Origin of the sequence: Sandarakinorhabdus rubra (assembly GCF_010994245.1) — a bacterium.
GTDB classification, from domain to species: Bacteria; Pseudomonadota; Alphaproteobacteria; order Sphingomonadales; family Sphingomonadaceae; genus Sandarakinorhabdus; species Sandarakinorhabdus rubra.
Genome location: NZ_WMHO01000018.1, coordinates 1 through 21,134, shown reverse-complemented (window position 1 = coordinate 21,134; position 21,134 = coordinate 1). Strand labels below are relative to the sequence as shown.

General features: G+C 64.8%; 15 protein-coding genes and 3 pseudogenes. 5 read left to right on the top strand and 13 right to left on the bottom strand.

Features of this window, described 5'->3' with window-relative positions; genetic code table 11:
- Positions 1-314, top strand: a pseudogene (locus GJV64_RS02360) (alpha/beta hydrolase); the annotation flags it as partial.
- 10 nt (positions 315-324) lie between these two features.
- Here the strand turns inward: GJV64_RS02360 and GJV64_RS02355 are convergent.
- The 3 genes from GJV64_RS02355 to GJV64_RS02345 are packed head-to-tail and all read right to left on the bottom strand — an operon-like array spanning position 325 to position 6,801.
- Positions 325-2,304 (bottom strand): TonB-dependent receptor plug domain-containing protein, encoded by a 1,980-nt coding sequence (locus tag GJV64_RS02355; protein WP_164155685.1) that lies wholly within the window; start codon positions 2,302-2,304, stop codon positions 325-327.
- A 16-nt stretch (positions 2,305-2,320) separates the two neighbouring features.
- Positions 2,321-3,751, bottom strand: coding sequence for a CapA family protein (locus tag GJV64_RS02350; protein WP_164155684.1), 1,431 nt, complete (start codon positions 3,749-3,751; stop codon positions 2,321-2,323).
- A gap of 35 nt (positions 3,752-3,786) precedes the next feature.
- Positions 3,787-6,801 (bottom strand): TonB-dependent receptor plug domain-containing protein, encoded by a 3,015-nt coding sequence (locus tag GJV64_RS02345; protein WP_164155683.1) that lies wholly within the window; start codon positions 6,799-6,801, stop codon positions 3,787-3,789.
- Between the two features lie 275 nt (positions 6,802-7,076).
- Between GJV64_RS02345 and GJV64_RS02340 the strand changes: the two genes are divergently transcribed.
- Positions 7,077-10,130: a VPS10 domain-containing protein gene (locus tag GJV64_RS02340; RefSeq protein WP_164155682.1), complete on the top strand. Its 3,054-nt coding sequence runs from the start codon at positions 7,077-7,079 to the stop codon at positions 10,128-10,130.
- 228 nt (positions 10,131-10,358) lie between these two features.
- Here the strand turns inward: GJV64_RS02340 and GJV64_RS02335 are convergent, their stop codons facing one another.
- The 4 genes from GJV64_RS02335 to GJV64_RS02320 form a co-directional block, all read right to left on the bottom strand.
- The gene (locus tag GJV64_RS02335) at positions 10,359-11,444 is read right to left on the bottom strand and encodes a tyrosine-type recombinase/integrase (RefSeq protein WP_164155681.1); all 1,086 of its coding nucleotides are present in this window, start codon (positions 11,442-11,444) and stop codon (positions 10,359-10,361) included.
- A 62-nt stretch (positions 11,445-11,506) separates the two neighbouring features.
- The gene (locus tag GJV64_RS02330; RefSeq protein ID WP_164155680.1) at positions 11,507-11,926 is read right to left on the bottom strand and encodes a MerR family transcriptional regulator; all 420 of its coding nucleotides are present in this window, start codon (positions 11,924-11,926) and stop codon (positions 11,507-11,509) included.
- Between the two features lie 5 nt (positions 11,927-11,931).
- A complete protein-coding gene (locus GJV64_RS02325; RefSeq protein ID WP_164155679.1) occupies positions 11,932-12,099 on the bottom strand; it encodes a helix-turn-helix domain-containing protein in 168 nt (55 codons plus the stop codon).
- A 118-nt stretch (positions 12,100-12,217) separates the two neighbouring features.
- Positions 12,218-13,147, bottom strand: a complete 930-nt coding sequence (locus tag GJV64_RS02320; RefSeq protein ID WP_164155678.1) for a hypothetical protein — start codon at positions 13,145-13,147, stop codon at positions 12,218-12,220.
- Between the two features lie 545 nt (positions 13,148-13,692).
- On the opposite strand from GJV64_RS02320, the pseudogene GJV64_RS15750 reads away from it, so the two are divergent.
- Positions 13,693-13,910, top strand: a pseudogene (locus GJV64_RS15750) (SDR family oxidoreductase); the annotation flags it as partial.
- 237 nt (positions 13,911-14,147) lie between these two features.
- Positions 14,148-14,561, top strand: a complete 414-nt coding sequence (locus GJV64_RS02310; RefSeq protein WP_164155677.1) for an acyl-CoA thioesterase — start codon at positions 14,148-14,150, stop codon at positions 14,559-14,561.
- A 255-nt stretch (positions 14,562-14,816) separates the two neighbouring features.
- On the opposite strand, the gene GJV64_RS02305 is transcribed toward GJV64_RS02310, so the two are convergent.
- From GJV64_RS02305 to GJV64_RS02280, 6 genes are all read right to left on the bottom strand, one after another.
- Positions 14,817-14,996, bottom strand: coding sequence for a hypothetical protein (locus GJV64_RS02305; RefSeq protein WP_205599499.1), 180 nt, complete (start codon positions 14,994-14,996; stop codon positions 14,817-14,819).
- A gap of 150 nt (positions 14,997-15,146) precedes the next feature.
- Positions 15,147-15,842, bottom strand: coding sequence for an aquaporin Z (gene aqpZ, locus GJV64_RS02300; RefSeq protein ID WP_164155675.1), 696 nt, complete (start codon positions 15,840-15,842; stop codon positions 15,147-15,149).
- A 39-nt stretch (positions 15,843-15,881) separates the two neighbouring features.
- Entirely contained in the window at positions 15,882-16,847 is a 966-nt protein-coding gene (locus tag GJV64_RS02295; protein ID WP_205599498.1) for a L,D-transpeptidase, read from the bottom strand.
- A 55-nt stretch (positions 16,848-16,902) separates the two neighbouring features.
- Complete coding sequence (locus GJV64_RS02290) at positions 16,903-17,790, bottom strand: CPBP family intramembrane glutamic endopeptidase (RefSeq protein ID WP_164155674.1); 888 nt, start codon at positions 17,788-17,790, stop codon at positions 16,903-16,905.
- 38 nt (positions 17,791-17,828) lie between these two features.
- A complete protein-coding gene (locus tag GJV64_RS02285; RefSeq protein WP_164155673.1) occupies positions 17,829-19,886 on the bottom strand; it encodes a M13 family metallopeptidase in 2,058 nt (685 codons plus the stop codon).
- Positions 19,887-19,914: 28 nt separating this feature from the next.
- Entirely contained in the window at positions 19,915-20,649 is a 735-nt protein-coding gene (locus GJV64_RS02280; RefSeq protein WP_164155672.1) for a hypothetical protein, read from the bottom strand.
- 175 nt (positions 20,650-20,824) lie between these two features.
- Here GJV64_RS02280 and GJV64_RS02275 point away from each other — a divergent pair.
- Positions 20,825-21,134, top strand: a pseudogene (locus GJV64_RS02275) (hypothetical protein); the annotation flags it as partial.

The following is a 21,134-nucleotide window of genomic DNA, read 5'->3' as shown; positions in this document are numbered from 1 at the left end:
TGGCGCAGGCAGCCGGCAATGCCGAGGCGCTGGCCGGCACCTCGCCCGCGATGATGGCCGATGAACTGGCCGGCAACGCCGCTGCCTTCGATCTGGTGCCGCGCGCCGCCGGCCTCGCCCGCCAGCCGCTGCTGGTGCTGACATCCGATGATGGCCTGAAACCGCTCACCGACCCCGTGGTGGCCGCCGCACGCGCCGCCGGCGGGCAGGTGACGGAAGGCCACCAGCCCACCGATCACAGCTGGTCCGATGCCCGCCTGGCGCTGGCACAGCGCATTCAAGACTGGCTGACGGCGCTGCCGCCCCGGCGCTAGCCGCCCGCCCCTAACCTCCAAGCCTGAGGCCAATCCGCCAGGTGCGGCCCGGCAGCGGCAGGCCGAGCTGGGTGAAGGTGACAGCGTTGCCAATATTGTCGATGGCGCCGATCAGCGACAGGCGCGCACCGGCAATGCGGGTGAGCGGCAGGCGTGTGCGCAGGTTGAACTCGGTGGCCGGCGGCAGCCGCGCCAGCCGGCCATCGGGCCCAAGATCGCGCGCCGGCCCGATGTGACGCGCCTCGATGCGGGCATCGAACGCCTCGCCGGGCGCCCAGTCGATCGCCAGCATCGCCTCGTGGAAGGGGCGCTGCGGCAGTGGCTGGCCATCGGCCTCGGCATGGAGGGCGCTGCCCGTCATCTCCAGCGTGATCCCGGCGGCCAACGGCAACTGCAGCGCCGCATCCAGCCCGAAGCTTGTCGCCGGCCCCTGGTTGAAGCGCTGCCGCAGCGTGCGGCCATCCACCACCAACAAGCGCTGCCCGATGCTGCCCGTCGCGCGCGTCCAGAAGGGGTTGACGGTGAGGGTGAGGCGCGTCGTCCGCCACACCAGCTCGGCATCAGCCAGCCACACCTGCTCGGGCGCCAGTTCAGGGTTGGGCGCGAACCGGCCGAGCGCCTCGCCGAATAGCTCGCGCGCCGAGGCAAAGCGGTTGCGCCGCCCGCCCGACAGGCTGAGCACCAGCGTGTCCGAAAGCCTTGTCTTCAGCGCCGCGGAAAAGGTCGCGGCCTGGCGGGCCGGCTGCGCTGGCTTGTCGCCAGTGATGGGGTTGCTGGACCGATCCAGCCCCAGCCCCAGCGTCAAGCCGGTGCGGGCACCCAATGGGACATCGGCCTCCACCCCGCCTGACGACAGGGTCTGGCGATAGCGCAGCACCGGCCCCGGCACGCCGGCCGGAAATTGCGTGTCGGTCTGCAGATGGTCGGCCTGGCTGTGCGACAGGCTCCAGCGCAGCGTTGCCGGGCCGGCGGCATGGGTGAGTGTCAGCCGCGCGCCCGCCGTGTCGTCATCATTGTCCTCTCGGGCCCTGAGGCTGGTGTAGCTGGCGTCGCGATAGGCGAGGATCGCCTGCCCGAACCATTGCCGCCAGGCCACCACGCGCGCCGTTGCCCCGCCCACCGGCAGCTCCAGCGCCGCTTGCGCCTGGGTGAGCTGCCAATCCGGGTACCGCCAGTAGCGCGGCGCATTGACCGCCGGATCACGATCGGATTCCGGCGCGATGCCACGCCTTGCATCGATGTGCAGCAGGCTGGCCCGCCACGTGAGCCCACCCGCCCTGCCGCCCACCGCGCCGAACAGGCTGGTCGCCGATAGATCCGTGTTGAACCGGCGGCGGCCCGGCGGCTGGCTGAACGGCAGCGCCGAGGTGCGGGCCACCACCAGAGCGTCCTGCGCCTGGTGGGCCACGCCCAGCGTCACATCCAGATCGCCCAGCGACAGCGCGGCGGCGCCCGACAGATTGGCCATGCCGAACGGCCCGGCCTGCGCCTGCGCCACCGCGCCCGATCGGCGGCTCTGCAGATCGACCGCGCCAGCCACGGCATTGGCGCCATATTCGATGGCGCCCGCCCCCTTCCTCACCGACAGGCTGCCGATGATGCCGGCCGGGATCAGCCCGAGGTCGATGCGGCCATCCCACGGCACTGCCAGTGGCGCGCCATCAAGGAACACCAGGGTCTGCCGCTCCTCGCCGCCGCGGACGCGCGGGGATGTCTCTCCGCGCGAATTGGTGCGGATGGCAACGCCGGGCAGGCCGCGCAGGGCATCGCCGATGCTGCGCGGCTGGCGATCAAGCAGGGCTTCGGCCTTCAGGCCAACCAACGGCGTTGCCACCCGGCCGGGCAGCACCGGCGCGGTGACGGTGATGAAGGCCTCATCAGGCAGGGCGAGGGGCATGGCGGCCTCGACCGTCTGGGCCGAGGCCGGGCAGGCGGCCAAGAGGCCCGCCGCCAGCAGCGACGGGCCGGGGAAAACGCGGCCCCTTGGCATGGCAATCGTCCTGCGGTTACTCCGCCGGCAGGCGGATCACCCCGACGCCCCTCTCGATGGTGATGGTGGTGCCGAACGGCGCGGACAGGCGCTGCAGCCGTTCCAGGATGCGCTGCGCCACCGCCGGGCTGGCGGTGCCGGGCACGCCCTTGGCGGCGCCTTCGACCGACGTGCCCAGATCGATCGGATGCAGCCTGATCTCCGCCACCTTGCCATTCACATAGCGGCTGACGGCGATGACCGATTCATACAGCACCGGATCGGCAAAGCTGCGGCTGTTGCGGGCCGCCAGCAGTTCGGGCGGCGTGGCATCGGCCGGGTTGACGCCGAACTGCTCGTACATGTCGAGCGGCACGTCATCGAGGCTGTTGTTCATCATGGCAAAGTTGCCGAGCGAATAGAAGATCGGCTTGCCCTTGTAGATCTCGATGCCGCGCAACTGGTGCGGGCCGTGGCCGACATAGACATCGGCGCCGGCATCGATCAGCTTGTGGGCGAAATCGACGGCGAACTGCGCCGGCACCTGGCTGCCGTTGCCCGGTTCATGGTTGTGCAGCGTGTAGACAACGAAATTGCCGATCTGGCGGGCCTGGCGCACGGCGCGCAGGTTGGCGGCCTCGTCGCGCTCGTTGATGACATAGCTGATATCCACAGGCGTCTTGGGCGCATCGGTCGCTTCGTAGCGCACGCCGCCCAGGCGCACCGGCGCGCCGGCACGGGCGCCGGCCACGCGGGCCAGCACCGCCAGATCGGCAGCGCTGACCTTGCCGACGCGTTCGGTGCGCACCGTGTTGGCGCCCGGCCGGCCGGGGACCTGGCCCAGCGGATCCGACGCGCGCGACTGCGGCGAAAAGCTGGAGGTGCCCGAGACCAGCGCCACGCGGCCGGCCGGCACGTCGATGTAGCGCGGGGCCCGCGCCGCCGCCATGGTGCGGCCGGTGCCGGCTGCGACCAGCCCGCCCTTTTCGAGATGCTCGAGCGTTTCGATGAGGCCCTGTTCACCCCAGTCGACCGTGTGGTTGTTGGCGTGACCGACAATGTCGAAGCCCATCTTGGCCAGATCGGGCACAATGGCCGGCGGACCCAGCATCCAGGTGCCGCCCGATTCGGCGCCGGGGCTGGCCTTGGTGGTCTTGAGATCGAGCACGCTGGTTTCGAAATTGCCGAACGTCACGTCGGCATCGCGCAGCAGCTTGACCATCGCCGGGGCCTGGCGCTCCACCGTCGCCAGCATCGGCCGCAGGTAGATGAGATCGCCGACCGCAGCGAAGGTGAAGCCATCGGCCACCGGCGCGTAGGGCACCGGCTTGATGTCCATCTGCTGGGCGCTGGCCGGTTGAACGGGGACGATGCCGGCACTGGCCAGCATCGCGCTCCCCAGCATGACCCTGGCCAGCAGCAGCCGGAACGCCCGGCTGCTGTTACCCCTTTCCGCGTTCCCGTTCATGGCAAGCTCCTCCCCATGATGGCCGGGATGCCCGTTCAGCCGCCGAAGTTGAAGCGCAAGCCGATGCGGAAGGTCCGGCCCAGATAGTCATACAGGGTCTGGTTGATGCCGGTATCCGGGTTCGACGTGTCCGACGGGCCCTTGCCGACCGGCACCGGATCCTCGTTGAAGAGGTTGCGGACCTGCAGGAAGAGCTGCGGCTTCCAGCGCTCGAACGGCAGCGTGTAGGACACGAAGGTATCGACGTAGAAGTCACCCGGGATGCGGTTGTTCTGGATAGTCCGGAACCGTTCATCCGTCGGATCGAACGGACAGCTCGACGTGCACTGGGTGAAGTCGTTGCTGTAGACGCCGGAGCTCAGGCCGCGACCGACCAGCTGGAAGTTGAACGTGTCGGGGATGGTGTAGTCCAGCGTCGCCCGGAAGGTCCACTTCGGCGGGCCGCCGAAGGTGTTCTGGCCAACGGTGTCGATCTTGGCTTCCACACCATTGTCCGTCGAGTTTTCCAGGAAGCGGGTCGCCACCGCACGCAGGGCGATGTTGCCCGGCGCATTCTTGAACATGGCGTCGAGATCGAAGCGATAGCTCACTTCAAAGTCGAGACCGCGCGCCCGTTCGGACAGGAAGTTGAACGGGCTGTTGGCGATCAGATACTCGTTGACGCCGGGCGCACCATTGGCCTGGGTGAAGCCGGGCTGGCCAAAGGCGATGGTCTGCTGGTTGGAAGCGCCCTGGTTGATGATGGCCTGCAAGCGCTGGCAGAGCTGCGGGTTCGTCCCGTCGAAGCAGCGGTCCATGATCTGCTGCGGCGTGACGTTGCCGATCGCCCCGTTGATCTTGATGTCGTAATAATCCACCGACAGGCCAAAGCCGGGCAGGTAGGATGGGCGATAGACGACACCCAGACCCAGCGTGTCGGCCTTTTCCGGATCGAGATCGAGGTTGCCGGTGACGGTCTGCGTGTAGCGGACCGCGGGGCGACCGGTTTGCCACGGATCGGACACCGAGTTGGTGTTGCGCGAGCCGGCCTGGAACAGTTCGCCCAGGTTGGGCGCACGGATGTCGCGCGACCGGGTGAAGCGCAGGCGAAGGTCGCTGATCGGCTGCCAGGTCAAGCCGGTCTTCCAGGTCACCACCGTGCCCGACTGGCTATAATCGGTATAGCGAGCAGCACCGCTGAACTCGAAGCCCAGCGGCAGGGTGAACAGGGTTTCCAGATAGGCTTCGGTGACATTGAACGAGCCCCGCGAGGCTTCGAAGTTGCCGACGACCCAGCCTGCCCGATACTGGTCCTCGACAAAGCCGCTGACCGCCTCGCGGCGATGCTCGACACCGAAGGCGATGCCGATCGGATCGATCAGACCGTTCTCGATCGAGGTCGAGAAGTTCACCGCCGCCACGTCCTGCGTGTACTTCTGGTCGGTATAGGGATCGCCGATGATGTAATTGATCACCGCCTGGCTGTTCACGCCGGTGCCGAAGCTGTTGTAGGGCAAGCAGCCCGCAAACAGCGGATCGGCGAGCCGCGCCGCCGTCGAACGGCAGACGATGTTGCCCGAACCGTCACGCACGGCATCGCGCGCATAACCGAGCTTGGTGCGGTTGATGATCTCGTTGAGCTGGATGCGGACGTCCGACACACCGTGCTGATAATAACCGTCGATGCCCCAGTCCGAACCCAGTGCTTCAAAGCGACCGGTGAAGCCGGCGACATAGCGCTGGACCCGGCGGTCGTTGTTGCTCTGGCGGCCGGGCAGGTCCGCATCCCAGCTGCCGATGGTGAAGTCACCAATGCCGGCGGCGATCATCTGGGTGCGCAGCGGTTCCGGGATGAACGGGTTGCGCGTGTTGACCGTGATGTTGCCCTTGCTGGTGAAATAGCCACCGACGTTGGTCGCCTTCGACTGGTTGTAGGTCGCCTCGGCAAAGACCTCGAAGTCATTGGTCACTTCAAAGCTGACCCGGCCGAAGATGCTCTTGACGTTTTCGCCCGGCTGCAGCGACGTCTGGTCAAAGTGCTGGCTCTGGAGATAGTCGCCACCCAGCGTCCAGGGGCTGTTGTTCAGGCGATTCTCGCCGAAATTATACCGGTTGATGGTGCCGCCGGGCCCGAAATAGGTGCCCAGGAATGCCAGCGACGCCTGGTTCTGGCTCGACGACGGCCGGGTGATGATGCCACCGGCCGTCAGCGTGTTGAGGCCGGTGCGCTCGCTGGCCAGCAGTTCCGGTTGCCCGTTGCCCTTCACATAGGCCGGGTTCTGGATCAGGTGCATGGCGCGGCTCGCCCAGGGCCGCGGCGCGCCGAGTACGCCGGCGCGGTCAAGGAAGTCGCCGCTCAGGAGGACATGGCCGCGACCGCCGGCGAACTTCATGCCGGCGGAAAGCGAGAGCCGGTAGGTGGCATCATCGCCATAAGTGGTCTCGCCGTAGGTGGCTTCGCCCTTCAGGCCAGTGAACTTCTTGTCGAGGATGAAGTTGACGATGCCGGCCACGGCGTCCGAGCCATAGACCGACGAGGCGCCACCGGTGACGACTTCGACGCTCTTCACCAGGCCCTGCGGGATGGTGTTGATGTCAACGGTGCCGTTGATCGCCGAGGCGACCGACCGGCGACCGTCGAGCAGGATCAGCGTACGGTTGGAGCCAAGGTTGCGCAGGTTGATGGTGTTCAGACCGGCCGTGCCGCCGCTGAGGTTGCGCTGCGTGTTGGCCGGCGTGACGCTGCCGACCACCGAAGGAATCCGGTTCACGAAGTCGGCCAGGTTCGGCTCGGCGCCAGCCTGGATCGCCGCCTGGTCGATCACCGTCACAGGGGTCGGCTGGTCAAAGCCGCTGCGCGTGATGCGCGAACCGGTGACCGTGATCTGTTCTTCGGCGGCTTCGTCGGCTGCGGCCTGGGCGGCCGGCGCTGCCGGCGCCGCGTCCTGCGCATAGGCGCCCGAGGCGGCACCAAGCAGCAGCGCGGCAATGATGGTCGTGCGACCATGGCGGGCCACGCCAAAGCCGGAAGAAGCGATGTCGGCGCCGCCGACGCGGATGATGGTGTTCATGTGAGCCCCCTCGGTTGTTGCGGCCCTGTAACGTGGCCGAAACAGTGGTGCAACGCCCGGCATGGTGAAATCTGCCCGACTCGTCGCAAGGCGGGGCATTTTTGCAACACTGGCCGGCATGGGTGCCGGACGTTGCAGGCGCGGCTCGGGCGGCGGCCGCGCGGGGATGGCCGCGCTTGCCTTTTGGTGTCGAATCGGCTTCTCTTGACGCGGGGAACCTGCGGCGACGGCGAGCAGGATGACTGTTTTACATCATAAAATTGAGGGGGTTGTCCATGAAGCATGCTGCATTCCGGGCCATTGTCGGCGCGTTCCTGGCCACGGCGGCCGTGGCCGTCCAGGCGCAGGCCTATGATCCATCGTTGTGGTCGGGCCTGCATTATCGCCAGGTCGGCCCGTGGCGCGGCGGCCGTGTCACCACCGTCACCGGCGTGCCGTCACAGCCGCACACCTTCTTCATGGGCTCCACCGGCGGCGGCGTGTGGAAGACCACCGATGCCGGCCACAGCTGGACCAACCTGACCGACGGGCAGATCCCCCTCGGCTCGATGGGCGCGGTCGCGGTGGTGGAGAGCAACCCCGACATCATTTATGCCGGCACCGGATCGTCGAAGATCCGCAGCAACGTCTCGATCGGCAAGGGCGTCTGGAAGTCGGTCGACGGCGGCAAGAGCTGGGCGTTCATCGGCCTGAAGGACGTGGGCCAGATCTCCACCATTCGCATCAACCCGGCGAACCCGGACGAGGTGTTCGTGGCCGCCACCGGCAACCCGTTCAAATATTCGCCCGACCGCGGCGTCTATCGCACCCGCGATGGCGGCAAGACCTGGAAGAAGGTGCTGTTCATCAACGACACGCTGGGCGCCGCCGATCTCGAGTTCCAGGCCGATGATCCCAAGGTCCTCTATGCCGCCATGTGGCACGGCATTCGCCGGCCGTGGACCATCACCTCGGGCAGCACCGATGGCGGGCTCTACAAGTCCACCGATGGCGGCGAGACCTGGACCAAGCTGGGCGGCGGCCTGCCCACCGGCCTGTTCGGCCGGGCCAATGTGGGCGTCAGCAAGTCGGCGCCGAACCGGCTCTATGCCCTGATCGAGGCCAAGCCGGGCATGGGCCTCTATCACTCGAACGACTATGGCAAGAGCTGGACGCTGGTGAACAGCGAGGGGCGGCTGACCACCCGGCCCTTCTATTACACCACGCTGGGCGTTGACCCCAACAATGCCGATGTCGTGTTCGTCGGCAACGAGGGCTGGTTCAAGTCCACCGACGGCGGCAAGAAGTTCACCGTGCAGGAGACCCCGCACGGCGACAACCACGACATCTGGATCAACCCCAAGGACAGCATGATCATGGTGCAGTCCAACGACGGCGGCGCCAACGTCTCGCTGGATGGTGGCAAGACCTGGTCGGGCCAGGCCAACCAGCCGACGACCGAGATGTATCAGGTCGCGGTGGACAACCAGTTCCCCTACCGCCTCTATGGCGCGCAGCAGGACAACACGACCGTCATCGTCCCCTCCCGGCCGCTGGGTGACGGCCAGGGCTTCACGGTCGGGCCGGGCTGCGAGACCGGGCCATCCATCCCCAAGATCGATGATCCCAACATCGTCTGGGGCGGCTGCAAGGGCCAGTTCAGCCGGCTTGACCTGCGCACCAACCGCAATGAGCAGCAGTACTGGATCGGCAGCGAATCCCTGTATGGCAGCCATCCCAAGAACCTGCGCTTCCGCTTCCAGCGCGTGGCGCCGATGGAGGTGCACCCCACCGAGCCCAACACCATCTATTATGGCTCGCAGTATGTGCACCGCTCGAAGGACGGCGGCGTCAACTGGGAGGTGATCAGCCCGGATCTCACCGCCAACCCGCCGGAGCGCCAGATGGCCTCGGGCGATCCGATCACCATCGATGCCACCGGCGAGGAAGTCTATTCCACCGTCTATGCCATCCGCGAAAGCACGGTGAAGCCGGGCGTCATCTGGGTCGGCTCCAACGATGGCCTGGTGCATGTCACCCAGGATGCCGGCAAGACGTGGAAGAACATCACGCCCAAGGGCCTGCCGCCCGGCGGCCGCGTGCAGAACATCGAACCCGGCGTGCGCGATCCCGGCACCGCCTATGTCGCCATCCACCGCTATCTGCTGGGCGATTTCGCGCCCTACATCTATCGCACCGACGACTATGGCCAGAACTGGACGAAGCTGACCGACGGCAAGAACGGCATCGCCGCCGACGAGCCGACCCGCGTCGTGCGCGAGGACCCGGAACGGCCCGGCCTGCTCTATGCCGGCACCGAATTCGGCATGTATGTCTCGTTCAACCGCGGTGCCACCTGGCAGAGCTTCCAGAACGATCTGCCGGCCACCCCGGTGACCGACATCAGGCTGGCACATGGCGACCTTGTGCTCTCCACGCAGGGCCGCGGCTTCTACATTCTCGACAATCTGAGCGTGCTGCGCCAGCTGCCGGCACCGGGTGAGGCGACCACCGCGCCGCGCCTGTTCAAGCCGGCGGTTGCCACCCGCATCAACGCCGAGGGCGACATGGGCGGGCCGGCCAGCGAAGGCCCCGAATATATGCTGCCGGGTGCCCAGATCGATTACTATATCCCGCCGCAGGGTGCCGGCACCAAGGTGACGATCAGCATCCTCGATGCCAATGGCCAGACGCTGCGCAGCTTCTCCAGCGACGGGCCGGAACCACGCGCCGGCGGCGGCTTCCGTTATCGCCCGGTCTACAAGACCAAGCTGGAAAGCAAGGCCGGCATGCACCGCCTGGTCTGGGATCTGCGTCACAGCGGCCAGACCCGCGCGATGCCGGCCGGGGTGCGCACGCCGGCCGGGCCGATGGTGCCGCCGGGCAACTACACGGTGGTGATGACGCACGGCAGCGTCACCGCCAGCCAGCCGCTCACGGTGCGCGCCGATCCGCGCGTGCTGGCCAGCGGCGTCACCGTTGCCGACCTCGCCGAGCAGTATGAGCACAACGTGAAGGTGCAGGCGTTGGTGAACGACACCAACGTGGCCGTGGCCCGGCTGCGCGCCGCGATGAAGGACCAGGCCGACGCCGCCAAGGCCGCCGCGCTGAAACCGATCGCGGACAGGCTGTTGACGCCGCCGGTGCGCTACAGCCCGCCGGGCCTCGACACGCACGTGACCTACCTGAAGAGCCAGACCGATGGCTATGACGGCAAGGTCGGCAACCATCCCAAGGAACGCTATGTCGAACTGCGCCGCGCGATCGACGAGATCACCGGCCAGCTCGACCGCGTCCTCGGACCGGCACAATCGGCCGCAGCGCCGACCGCCGACGCGCCGGTGAACTGACTGCGACATCAGGCGGCGGCCCACAAGGGTCGCCGCCAGCCGCCGCCAATTCGGGGCTTTGCACACAGCCGTCGAAAAAGGGGTGGTGCGCTTACGGGCATCGAATAGAGTCCATAATAACCTGACATAGCTGTTGTTTTTGGGCGAGCACGCTCGACAGGCCCCCAAATAGGCCCCCAGTTGAAGCGGTTGCATCAGAAAATGTGCGCTAGACACAACACTGCTCGGTCAGGCCTTTCGCCTAATCCGGTCAATCAAGGCGGCGATATCAGGATCATCGTTTGCATGATGGGTGCGGCTAGCCGCCCGGATCAATTCCCCCTGCCGATGCACCGGCACCTGCCCGTATGAGGTGAAGGTGGTCAACACATCGGCATGGCCAAGATTCTGGCTCCAAGCCTTCATCTCTGCTGGCGACAGGTTCAACGACATCGCGTGGCGCACCAGCATGTCGCGGAAGCTGTGCGGGTTGAAATAGGGCAGGCCGGCGGCAGTGAAGGCACGGCGAAAGACGTCACGGATCGGCGATGTGGTGGCCCAGCCGTGGCGGGCAAGGCCACGCGGCGCGAAGCTGCCGGTATCGTTCAGGCCCATGCGCGTGGCAGGGAACAGCGGATCAGCTGGCCCCCACAGGTGATCGCGGCACAGTTCATCCAACCAAGTGTGCACGATAGCCAGCGCCTCACCGCCCACCGGCATGAAGTAGGTACGAAAGCTCTTGCTGAACTTGGTATCCACGGTGCGAGCATCCTGATCAACGAAGCCCTCTGCCGTGTTCACATGCCCCAGCCGCAACGATGCCAGCGCGCCCACCCGCGCGGCGGTCAGCGCGGCAAAGGCGATCAGGGCACGGTCGCGGCGCTCCAGCACGGTGGCGGACGGCATCGTGACCAACACATGATGCACTTGCGCCAGCGTCGGCACCTGCTTTTCCCGGCGGGCGCGCGCGATCGCCACCTCTTTCTCAGACAGATTGAAGTATGCGGCATCGTCATAGGCGATGTGCGATTTGTAGCCCGGCTGGTGCGCCAGCCAGAAGAAGAAGGCCTTCAGGTCGCGCAGCGTCGACAGCAGCGTGGCCTTGGCCAGTCGTGCGCCGGTGCGGGCGTTCTGCGCCTCGCCCAGCCGTTTCTTGAAGGCCACGGCCTGCTCGCGGTGAAAGCGCTTGAAGTCCTTGGCGCCCGTCGCCTCCTCGAACCGCGCTAGCGCCTTGGCGATGCCGTCAACCGTCGCCTGGTCCCGGCCCAGCGCCTCCTTCAAGTACCGAAAATACTCACGCTTGATCCGTTCGTTCGCGGCGTTGTGTTTGGCCATGGTTGCTGCTGCCTTTCCTTGTCACAGTTCAGGGAGGGTCAGGTTCGCCCACTTAGGCTTGGCTAAGCCTCCACGAGCTGGATGGTGCATCCCGGCATGATGCGCGCCAGATCGACCCATCGGGCGCGGCGATGAATGATAGCTTCGCATTGACTACAGATCGCCCGCAGGTTGCCGCTGGTGGGCGTCATCGGCAGGAAATCGACCATGCCCAGCGCCGGCTGGCGCGGCTCTCGACAACGCAAACAATAGATTGTGCCGTGCGTGCACGGGCGCTTTCGACGAGCGCGCTGGTTGCACAGGAAGGCCCGGACGGTCGCGCCCTGGAACAGGATCGGGCGTGACTTGTCGATCGGCTCCAGCCCCCTGCCCTGCCAATGGCGAATGGTGTTCTTGTGCACACCGCAACAGATGGCCAGTTCGGCGATGCTGTAGCTGTGGTGCAGCTTCACCCGGTTTGGGGATGCCCCTCGCGTTGGCATCGGAGTCAGGCCTTGCCTTCAACCAGCCGGCGGATCGACTCCGCCCGTATGAGGGTCCGCCGGCCTAATTTGAAAGCGTCAAGCCGCCCATCGGCGATCATGGCGTAAATGGATGTGCGGCCAAGGCTCAGGGCCTTGGCAGTATCGTTGATCGAATAGGCGAGCCGTTCCACGTCCAATTCTCCTTTGATTCTGGCGGGTGCCAGCGGACATGGAGAAGCATCGACGAATCCTGGCGGTGTGTCGGACGATAGGGCCGAAAATGGGCCGGCAATTCAGCAGCGGAGAATTTCAGGCCTTTGAGATCTCATCCCAGATGCGTTTGGCATAAGGCCGGACTGTGCTTTCAGATGGCTCCTTGTCGCCCTTGGTAAGCCAGCGTTGTATGGCCAGTTCGACATCCGCCTGCTGGGCTGGCTTTAGATCACCTCGGTAAATACTGCCCCAGATGGCAGCGACAGCCGCTTCCCAGTCGTAGCGTGGCTTCCGCCCGCGCTTGCGGTCAATCAACTCTTCCGCGGATGCCGATGGGACATGATGATCAGCCAATGAACTGCGGAGAAAATGGACGCCCGACAGGCTGATTTTCTCGGGGCCACGCGGCGCATTGCATCGGTGCGTGAACTTTCCCTGTTCCCAATTCGGAGCGCCTCCATAGGAATCGCCCTGGCCCGACCAGAACCAGACTGGAACGTCCCACTCGCGCTCCGCCCATGGCTGGGCTGAGCGATCATAACCTTGCCCCTCTGCCAGAACGGCCCTCGCCGAAACCATGCCGAGGCGTGCCAACTCCAAAATGCTGTCACCTGCCGCTGCCGGATTATGGCCCATCACCGTGTAGGCAAAGCGCCTGGCTTCCATCGCGGTCATCCACTCGGCATTGCCGGCAACCGAACAGCGACGGGAAGCAGCCGCGCGCTCTTCGACCGGCAAAAGCTCCAATATGCCAGCAAGACCAAACTCCACGCCAAAGGCGCGGTATTGAATGCGACTGTCTATCCAAGTGGAAAAATCGCCAGCCGTCCAATTGGCCTCCAGCGCCGCATGGCCTTCGGCCCACCAGAACCACTTTGGCAGCCCGACATCGCGGTGAACGGTTGTCTCGAATTCAAACTGGCGTGCACGGGCAGCAATCAACCCAGCATGGAGCCGCTTGCAAATGGCAAACTTGCTCTTCGCAAGCTCATAGGCAAGCTGCGTAGCAATCCATTGTTCCGCCATGTCCAATCTATTGGTACCATACTCGAAACTTGCAAGCCCCTGTACTTGAAATCAGCCCCGGCGAATTAGCTGTATGGGAACAATCTCTGCCCCGACCCGCAGCCGATAAAAATACTCCGCCCGCCATCGCGCCATGTCCACCCGTTCCTTCCAATGGACACCGGGATCATAGCCAGCGCGAACGATGCCCTTTTGCGCCAGCGCCATCGCCCGCTCGATAGCAAGGGGTGGACGGCACAAGACATTCTGGTGTGTAACGCATGGAAACCGACAGTGGCGCTCGATAGATTGTAAGCGGCAATACAGTTCTTGGGCCGGGAGCAGAATGTCTGTTCATCGCCAGCCTGTTGGGAAAGCTGCACTTCGGGGTTGGCGCCCATCCGCATCGCATCTGAGGACAGAAGAAAAAGGGGGGCAGAGAAATCTGACTCCCGTTGCCGATCTCCGGGTGGCCAAATGCGTCTCTAGTCCTGGGGTCGGAACACCGGGGTCGACAAGCCGCTGAAAAGCGGGACAATATCCCGCCATATCCCGGGTCAGAAGAAATCAATGTTACCTCGATTGCCCTGGGCGCCTTTGCCAACGAGATGAACCTTGTCGCGCGCGATCACGGCGAGGCGATCTCCAAATTCACCTCTCCCGTCGCATAGGTGTAGACGAGGACATGGCCGGCGCCGCCATTTACCTCGCAAGCCGCGCCAGGGATTATGTTATCGGCGGCACGATCACCGTGGATGGCGGCATCGCCCATGCCAACACCGGTGCCGGCTTCTCCGATTTACGAAATCGCTTCACTTGGGTTGCTCTCCGTTTCGGTCTGATCAGTATTCAACCACCTGCATGGCCGATGCACCGCCGCGGTTCTGATGGGAAACGCCTCGGTGGGATCACGGATGGACCAGCCCTGTTTGTCGCATTGTGAATGGTGGGCAATCGCACCACTGGGGCTGGTGATGGCAGATTGTAGAAGCCGTCGGATTGGACGATTTGGGGGCTTCAGATGGCAACGCAATCCACGTTTCGGGAACCGGCAATCCGCATCACGGCAATGCCGGCCGATGCCAATCCCGCCGGAGATATCTTTGGCGGATGGCTGATGGCGCATATGGACATGGCGGCAGGCATTGTTGCCGCCCGTCGCTGCAAGGGCCGGGCAGCCACCGTGGCTGTGGAGGCTATGAAGTTTCTGCAGCCGGTGCGCGTCGGCGACGAGGTGTCAGTTTATGCCGAATTGGTTGAGACTGGACGTACGTCCATGACGATCGACGTCGAGGCATGGCGCCGGGATCGAGCCGGCAGTGAGCGTTCAAAGGTCACCCAGGCGCGCTTCATCTTCGTCGCAATCGACGCAGAGCGCCGGTCGCGGGTGATACCTCCATGCGAAGGTGAGAATGAACCCTGCCAGAGCCAGTAATCAACGAAATGGTCGGTGCCGACCAGGAGGTGCGTATTGGGGGGTGGTCAAACGGACACTCAGCAATGGCAAGGATTTGGCTGGCTCCTGCCGTCAGTTGCAAAGACCGTGACGACCCAGTCTGGACCGATAATCGGATCTTCGAGGCGTTCATGAACGGATGACCGCTCTCGGGATCGTGCATCGCGTAGGGGAACGACCGCAATGAGGGCGCAATGCAGAAGTTGCAGCAAGGGCGTGAGCAGCCACCCGCTGTCAACCGGCCGCTCTCATCGGCACCACCTCCGCGCCCTTGCGGAGGACATCGAGATAATCCGCCCACCACTGGGCCATGTCCACACGCTCATGCCAATGGGCAACGCGATTATTGGGAGAGACGACAATGTCCTTGTCCCCCGACGCCATCGCCCGCGCGATATCAACGGGGGTCGGCACAAGACTTTCCGGTGCGTAAAGCATGGCAACCGATAGTGGCGGTCGATGGACTGTAAGAGGAAATACAGTTATTTGGCCGTTGCCGGAACGTCAGGTCACCGGAATTCGGAGCAACCGAAGCGGTCAAGACGGAGCCCATGATCTGCCAGCTCAGCCGGCTTCGTCTGCCGCAAGCACAAGGCGCCAGATGATCGCGCCGATGGCCGCACCGGCAAGGGGTGCCAGCCAGAACAGCCAGAGCTGGCCAAGGGCGGCCGTTTCAGCGAACAGAGCGACGCCAGTCGACCGGGCCGGATTGACAGACGTGTTGGTGACCGGGATCGATACCAGGTGGATCAGCGTCAGGGCGAGGCCGATGGCGATGGGGGCGAAACCCTGCGGCGCGCGCGCGGAGGTGGAGCCCAGAATGACGATCAGGAAGCCGGCGGTCAGGATCACTTCGACCAGCAGCGCAGCCGTCATGCCATAGCCGCCCGGAGACAATTCGCCAAAGCCATTGCTGGCAAAGCCGCCCGGGCTCCAGCCGGCCTTGCCTGATGCCACCGCGAACAGGGCAACAGCGGCAAGGGCAGCGCCTGCGATTTGCGCCAGCCAGTAGAATGGCAATTCCCGCCAGGAAAAGCGGTTCGCCAGAGCCAGCCCAAGCGACACGGCGGGGTTGAAGTGCCCGCCCGATATATGACCGACGGCATAGGCCATGGTCATCACGGTGAGGCCGAAGGCCAGCGACACGCCGACAAAACCGATGCCAAGTTCCGGGTAGCCGGCCGCCAGCACGGCCGAGCCGCAGCCGCCAAACACCAGCCAGAAGGTGCCGAGAGCTTCGGCCATGAGTTTGCGCAGCATGAGCAATCCTGTGTTGGGGTGAAAGGTGTCGGCCGGCGCTCAGGCCGTCATGATCACGAAATCTTCCGCCGAGCGGCGATCAGGATGCAGCGGCAGATCAGTGGTGACCATCAGCATGCCGGGGTGCAGGCGATCGTGCACGGCAGCCCTGAAGCCTTCATCGGCACCCACCCGCCGCAGGATGCTGCCTTGCGGCACCTCCACCGGCACGCCGTGGCTGTCTGAATAACCGATTGCGTGCCAGCGGAGTGCGGCGCCGCCGTCATGGGCTTCGATCAGCGAGAAGACATGTTCGCCAAGCCCCGTTCCGTCCGCGACTTGTGCTGCCGTTGTGGCAACGGTGCGGCCATTTTCGAGCAGCACGGCCTCGCCGCTGGCCGCGCTCACCAGCACGGTGATCGCCGGTTCCGCCACGGGCAGCGCACGGCTCTTGAGCTTGGCGACAGCAGCGTCCATCCCGCCCGCCGCATCGCCGGTCAGCAACAGGCCGGGATGCACGATGTCCACCGGATCGGCGTGGCTGCCCGCCAGGATGACGGGTGTGCCGACGTGGGTGATGCCGAACACCTTCTCCGAAAAGGCCATCGGCAGCCGCACGCAGCCATGGCTGGCCGGATAGCCGGGCAGCTTGCCGGCGTGCAGAGCAATGCCATCCCAAGTCAGCCGGTTCATGTTGGGCATCGGCGCATTGTTGTAGGTGCTGGACTTGTGGTCCTTGTCCTTCTGCAGGATGGTGAACACGCCCGTTGGCGTTTCATGCCCCGGCTTGCCGGTCGAGCAGGTGGACACACCGATTCGGATGCCGCCGCGATAGACATGCACGCGCTGATCCGGGATCGACACGATGATCGCCACCGGGCCGGCGGGCGAGCGTTCCGGATGCCAGGTGAATTCGCCGGGCTTCAGATCCCGGATGTCCTTCAGGGTTTGGGCGATGGCGGCCGGCGCCAGCAGGCCGGCACCCAGCCCGGCCATGACACGGCGGCGCGTATATCCAGTCGTCACCCTTGCTTCTCCCCTTTCTTGGCACCCAGACATATAGCTCCGCTGGCGTTGATGTTCATTTGGCGCAGGCACCTTTTGGCTGGCGCTGCCATGGGCCGGGCATCACATGGCCGCGGCGGACCGCCATGACTAGCAGCACGATGCCCGTGGCCGTGCAGAGCCCGAACGCCGTGAGCGAGGCCTCGATCCCGAACTGGCCACCGGTCAGCAGGTCGGGCCCCTCGATCGTCGGGCGGATCAGCCCGGGCGCGGGCGCATTGCCCGATACGATGCCTGAGAAGACGGCGGACTGGGTGTAGTTCCACCCCATGTGGAAGCCAATGCTCAGCCACAGCCGCCGGGTGACCATGTAGGCGGCCGCCAGCAATATGCCGGCTTCGACCGTAATGAAGATGGCCCCGGTGATGGTGGCCTCCGGATTGATGAGGTGCAGGAAGCCGAACACGAAGGAGGAGATGGCCAATGAAACCCAGCTGCCCAGCCATTCCTCCACGACGCGGAACAGCACGGCGCGAAACACCAGTTCCTCGAAGAAGCCGCTGCCCAGCGCCGCGGCAATCTCGGGCACCATGTATGACACGGGATTGAACCCATCGATGCGGTAGATGCCCAGCAGAATCAGGATGCCCACACAGCCGGCATAGAGCCCGCAGCCAACCAGCAGGCCGATGCCAAGCTCCTTGACCAGCGGACCCAGCGCCAGCTCGCTGACCGGTCGGCGTTCGATGAAGCGCACGAAGGCGACGTAGATGGCGGCGGCAGCGATCATCATGGCGACCACGGCGGCGATACGAAGCACCGGCTGCGCAACAAACTGGTCCATGAACTCGGCGTATGTGGCCATGAACATGAACAGCGGGGCGCCCAGCAGCAACAGCCGTGCAAGCGGATGCTGGATGATGCGCAACGGGGCCGGCGGCGCCGTGGCGGGAAGCGTATTCATTCCGGACATCAGCGCTGGTCCTGGAGCCGGAACGTTCCTCACCAGATCTTCACCCGCTTTTCGGGCGGCAGATACAGCTTGTCGCCGGGCTTGACGTTGAAGGCCCGGTACCAGGCGTCGACATTGCGGACGATGCCATTGACGCGGAACTCGCCGGGGCTGTGCGGATCGGACAGGGTGCGGCGGCGCGTTTCGCCTTCGCTGGTGATGTTGCGCCACAATTGCGCCCACGCCAGGAAGAAGCGCTGATCGCCGGTGTACCCGTCGATCACCGGTGCCTTGCCGCCCTGCTTCTCCTTCACATAGGTCTGATAGGCGGCATAGGCGACCGACAGCCCGCCCAGATCACCGATATTCTCACCCAGATTCTGGCGACCGTTGATCTTCAGGCCCGGCAGCGCCTCATAACCGTTGAACTGATCGACCAGCCCGGCGGTGCGCTTCTCGAACTCGGCGCGGCTGCCTGCCGTCCACCAGTCGCGCAGCTTGCCGTCACCATCGGAACGACTGCCCTGATCGTCGAAGCCGTGGCCAAATTCATGGCCGATCACCGCGGCAATGGAGCCGAAGTTCACGGCCGCATCCGCCTTGGGATCGAAGAAGGGCGGCTGCAGCACGCCGGCCGGGAAGGTGATGCTGTTGAGGCCGGGGCTGTAACCGGCGTTGATCTCCTGCGGGGAATAGGGGAACTCCCAGTCACGCGTGCCTTCGGCCAGCTTCTTCAGGCTGTCGGCCTGTTTCCAGGCGATAAGGCGGTTCTGGTTGCCGACAAGATCATCGGCCGCGATGCGCACGCCGGAACGATCATGCCAGCGTTCCGGAAAGCCGATGTGGCTCGTCACCTTTTCCAGCTTCTTCAGCGCCTCGGCACGGGTGGGCGCATCCATCCACTCCAGCTTGCCGATGCGATCGCGGAAGGTGGCGCGCAGATAGCCCACCATCTCGTTGACCGTGTCGCGATCGGTCTTGCCGAAATATTCATCGACATAGATGCGGCCGATCTCCTCGCCCAGTACAGCGTTGACGGCTGCCACGCTTTCGAGATCGCGTGGGCGACGCTGCGTGGCGTCCGAAAGGCGCTTGCTGTGGAACTCCCAGTGCGCCTGCACCCAGGGCTCGGACAGCGAGTCCGACCAGCCATCCAGCGTCTTGAACAGCAGAAAGGATTGCAGATCGGCCACCGGCGTTTCGGCAAACAGCCTGGCCAGATCGCGCACGGCGGTATCTGTCGTCACCTTGATTCGCGGTTGGCCGTCCAGCTTGAGTTCGGCCATGAACGCCGCCCATGGGAAACCGGGCGCATAGGCCGCCAGTGCTGCCGGCGACATGACATTGTTCATGCGCACCACGTCACGGCGCTCGGCCAGGCTCCAGTGGCGCTTGGCGATCTCGATCTCCAGCGCCAGCACTTTGGCGGCGCGGACATCGGCATCGGGAATGCCCGCACGGCGGAAGCTGGACGCGATATAGTCCTGCAGCGCCTTGCGGTGACCGATATAAGGCTCTGCATCGGCCAGATAATAGTCGCGGGACGGCATGGTGAGCCCACCCGCGCCAACGCCGGCAATCTGGTTCTTGGGATTGTCGGCATCGGCCAGCACGCCGCCGGCGATGAACCCGTCCATCCACGGCCAAGCCATGACGCGGGCCAGCTCGGTGCGATCCTTGAGGCCCGAGATGATCGATAACGTGCTGGCGATTGGCGTGATGCCCAGCGCATTGCGCCTTTCCATGTTGGCGTGGGACCGGTGGAAATCGCCGATCATCTGTTCTGGGCTGCCCGGCTCGTCGGTGCTCTGCCGAGATTCCTCGATGATCCCGGCTACCCGCTGTTCGGTGGACAGATAGACCTCAACGAAGGCATCGATGTAGGGCACGCCGGGCGGCGGTTTGGCGACCTTCAGCCAGGCTTCGTTGACATAACGGTAGAAATCATCGCCGGGTCTGACCGCCTTTGAGAAGCCGGAGGTGTCCACGCCCCACTGTCCGATCGCCGCCTTGGGGGGAGTTGTGGAGGGAGCCGCAGCTGCTGGCCCACCCGTCAGCAGCAGCGCCACTAGGGCGGTGGTCATGGCAAGACACGAACGCGATTTCATCACCTGGCTCCCCCGAACCTCGCCGCGATCAGCCGCCGACCACGAAGGCGTCGACAATCTCGTAGACTTCCACCGTGCCTATCCGGATGATGCTGACATCGCCCTGCCGGGTGACGCGCATCGGCGCATTGGCATCGCTGCTGCTGGCGCGACCATTCTTGAAATAGATGTGACGCTGGCCGCCGTCTGCGGTGGCGATTTCTACGGTCGCCTCGCCCATCGCCATCCGCATCACGCCTGCTTTACAGCGGGTCTTGGCCATGCCGGCGGCCGTGATGCATGGGATCTCGGCGGTGGCGTTGTAGTTGGTGCCGGGCACCTTTGCGTCGACACTGGGGCGCATGCCGCCGACCGCGGCACCACGACCCGTCACGCCAATGCTGATCGTATAGTTGGCCGTAGCGCCGCGTCGGCCGCTCGCACGCATCTGGTAGACACGCACCGTGTTGGCACCCGTGCCCGGCACCGGCCCGCTGAAGTTATTGCCCTGGGTCGAACCGATGAATACGGCCTCCCCGGTTGAACCCGGCGCCATCACGTTGAAATAGGCTCGCCCGTCCGGATTGGTCAGCCTCACCGTCATGGTCTGCCCGGCGCGCGCGTTCACAATATAGTCGCGGTATTGATTTCCCTTGATGCTACCCTTCAGTGTTGTCGATATCGCACCCCGTGCAAACGTCACCGCCGTCTGCTGCTGCGCAAGAGCTGGCTGAGCAATCAACGCGCAGACCGAAACGATCGATGAAATCAAGGCCTTCTTCATTTTTCTCTCCATTCGCACTGTACTAGTGAAAGATTTATTTAATTATTACTTGTATCATTCTGCAATTTGTTGGATGATTTCGATCATGCTCCAACAATCGCACCTTCTGCAACGCCATCTGGTTGCATCCATTGTCGCCATTCTCCCCATACCGGCAGCTGCCCAGCCGGCGCCCGTGCCACCGCCGCTTGAACAGGCTGGTGCCGATTGCACGCGGCCGCAGTATGCCTCCGACACGCTGGTCTGCGGGGATGCAGAGCTGCGCGCCGTGGATGCCGAAGTGACCGGCGTGGCCCAGGCGTTGCCCCGCCTGGCCAGCGGCCCCTTCTGGGAAAGCCAGAATGACTGGACGCGCCGCCGCAGCCGCTGCGCCTTCGAAGCCGATCACCGCGCCTGCCTCGCAGCCGCCTACGCAAACCGCCGCGCCGTGCTGGTCGCCACGACGGCTGCCGCAAGCCGGCCGCTGCGCTGCGATGGTGCATGGC

Excerpts from the sequence above, each read along its gene's own strand:
- GJV64_RS02355 (WP_164155685.1), bottom strand. The coding sequence starts at position 2,304 with ATGCCAAGGGGCCGCGTTTTCCCCGGCCCGTCGCTGCTGGCGGCGGGC.
- GJV64_RS02350 (WP_164155684.1), bottom strand. The coding sequence starts at position 3,751 with ATGAACGGGAACGCGGAAAGGGGTAACAGCAGCCGGGCGTTCCGGCTG.
- GJV64_RS02345 (WP_164155683.1), bottom strand. The coding sequence starts at position 6,801 with ATGAACACCATCATCCGCGTCGGCGGCGCCGACATCGCTTCTTCCGGC.
- GJV64_RS02340 (WP_164155682.1), top strand. The coding sequence starts at position 7,077 with ATGAAGCATGCTGCATTCCGGGCCATTGTCGGCGCGTTCCTGGCCACG.
- GJV64_RS02335 (WP_164155681.1), bottom strand. The coding sequence starts at position 11,444 with ATGGCCAAACACAACGCCGCGAACGAACGGATCAAGCGTGAGTATTTT.
- GJV64_RS02330 (WP_164155680.1), bottom strand. The coding sequence starts at position 11,926 with ATGCCAACGCGAGGGGCATCCCCAAACCGGGTGAAGCTGCACCACAGC.
- GJV64_RS02320 (WP_164155678.1), bottom strand. The coding sequence starts at position 13,147 with ATGGCGGAACAATGGATTGCTACGCAGCTTGCCTATGAGCTTGCGAAG.
- GJV64_RS02310 (WP_164155677.1), top strand. The coding sequence starts at position 14,148 with ATGGCAACGCAATCCACGTTTCGGGAACCGGCAATCCGCATCACGGCA.
- aqpZ (WP_164155675.1), bottom strand. The coding sequence starts at position 15,842 with ATGCTGCGCAAACTCATGGCCGAAGCTCTCGGCACCTTCTGGCTGGTG.
- GJV64_RS02290 (WP_164155674.1), bottom strand. The coding sequence starts at position 17,790 with ATGAATACGCTTCCCGCCACGGCGCCGCCGGCCCCGTTGCGCATCATC.
- GJV64_RS02285 (WP_164155673.1), bottom strand. The coding sequence starts at position 19,886 with ATGAAATCGCGTTCGTGTCTTGCCATGACCACCGCCCTAGTGGCGCTG.
- GJV64_RS02280 (WP_164155672.1), bottom strand. The coding sequence starts at position 20,649 with ATGAAGAAGGCCTTGATTTCATCGATCGTTTCGGTCTGCGCGTTGATT.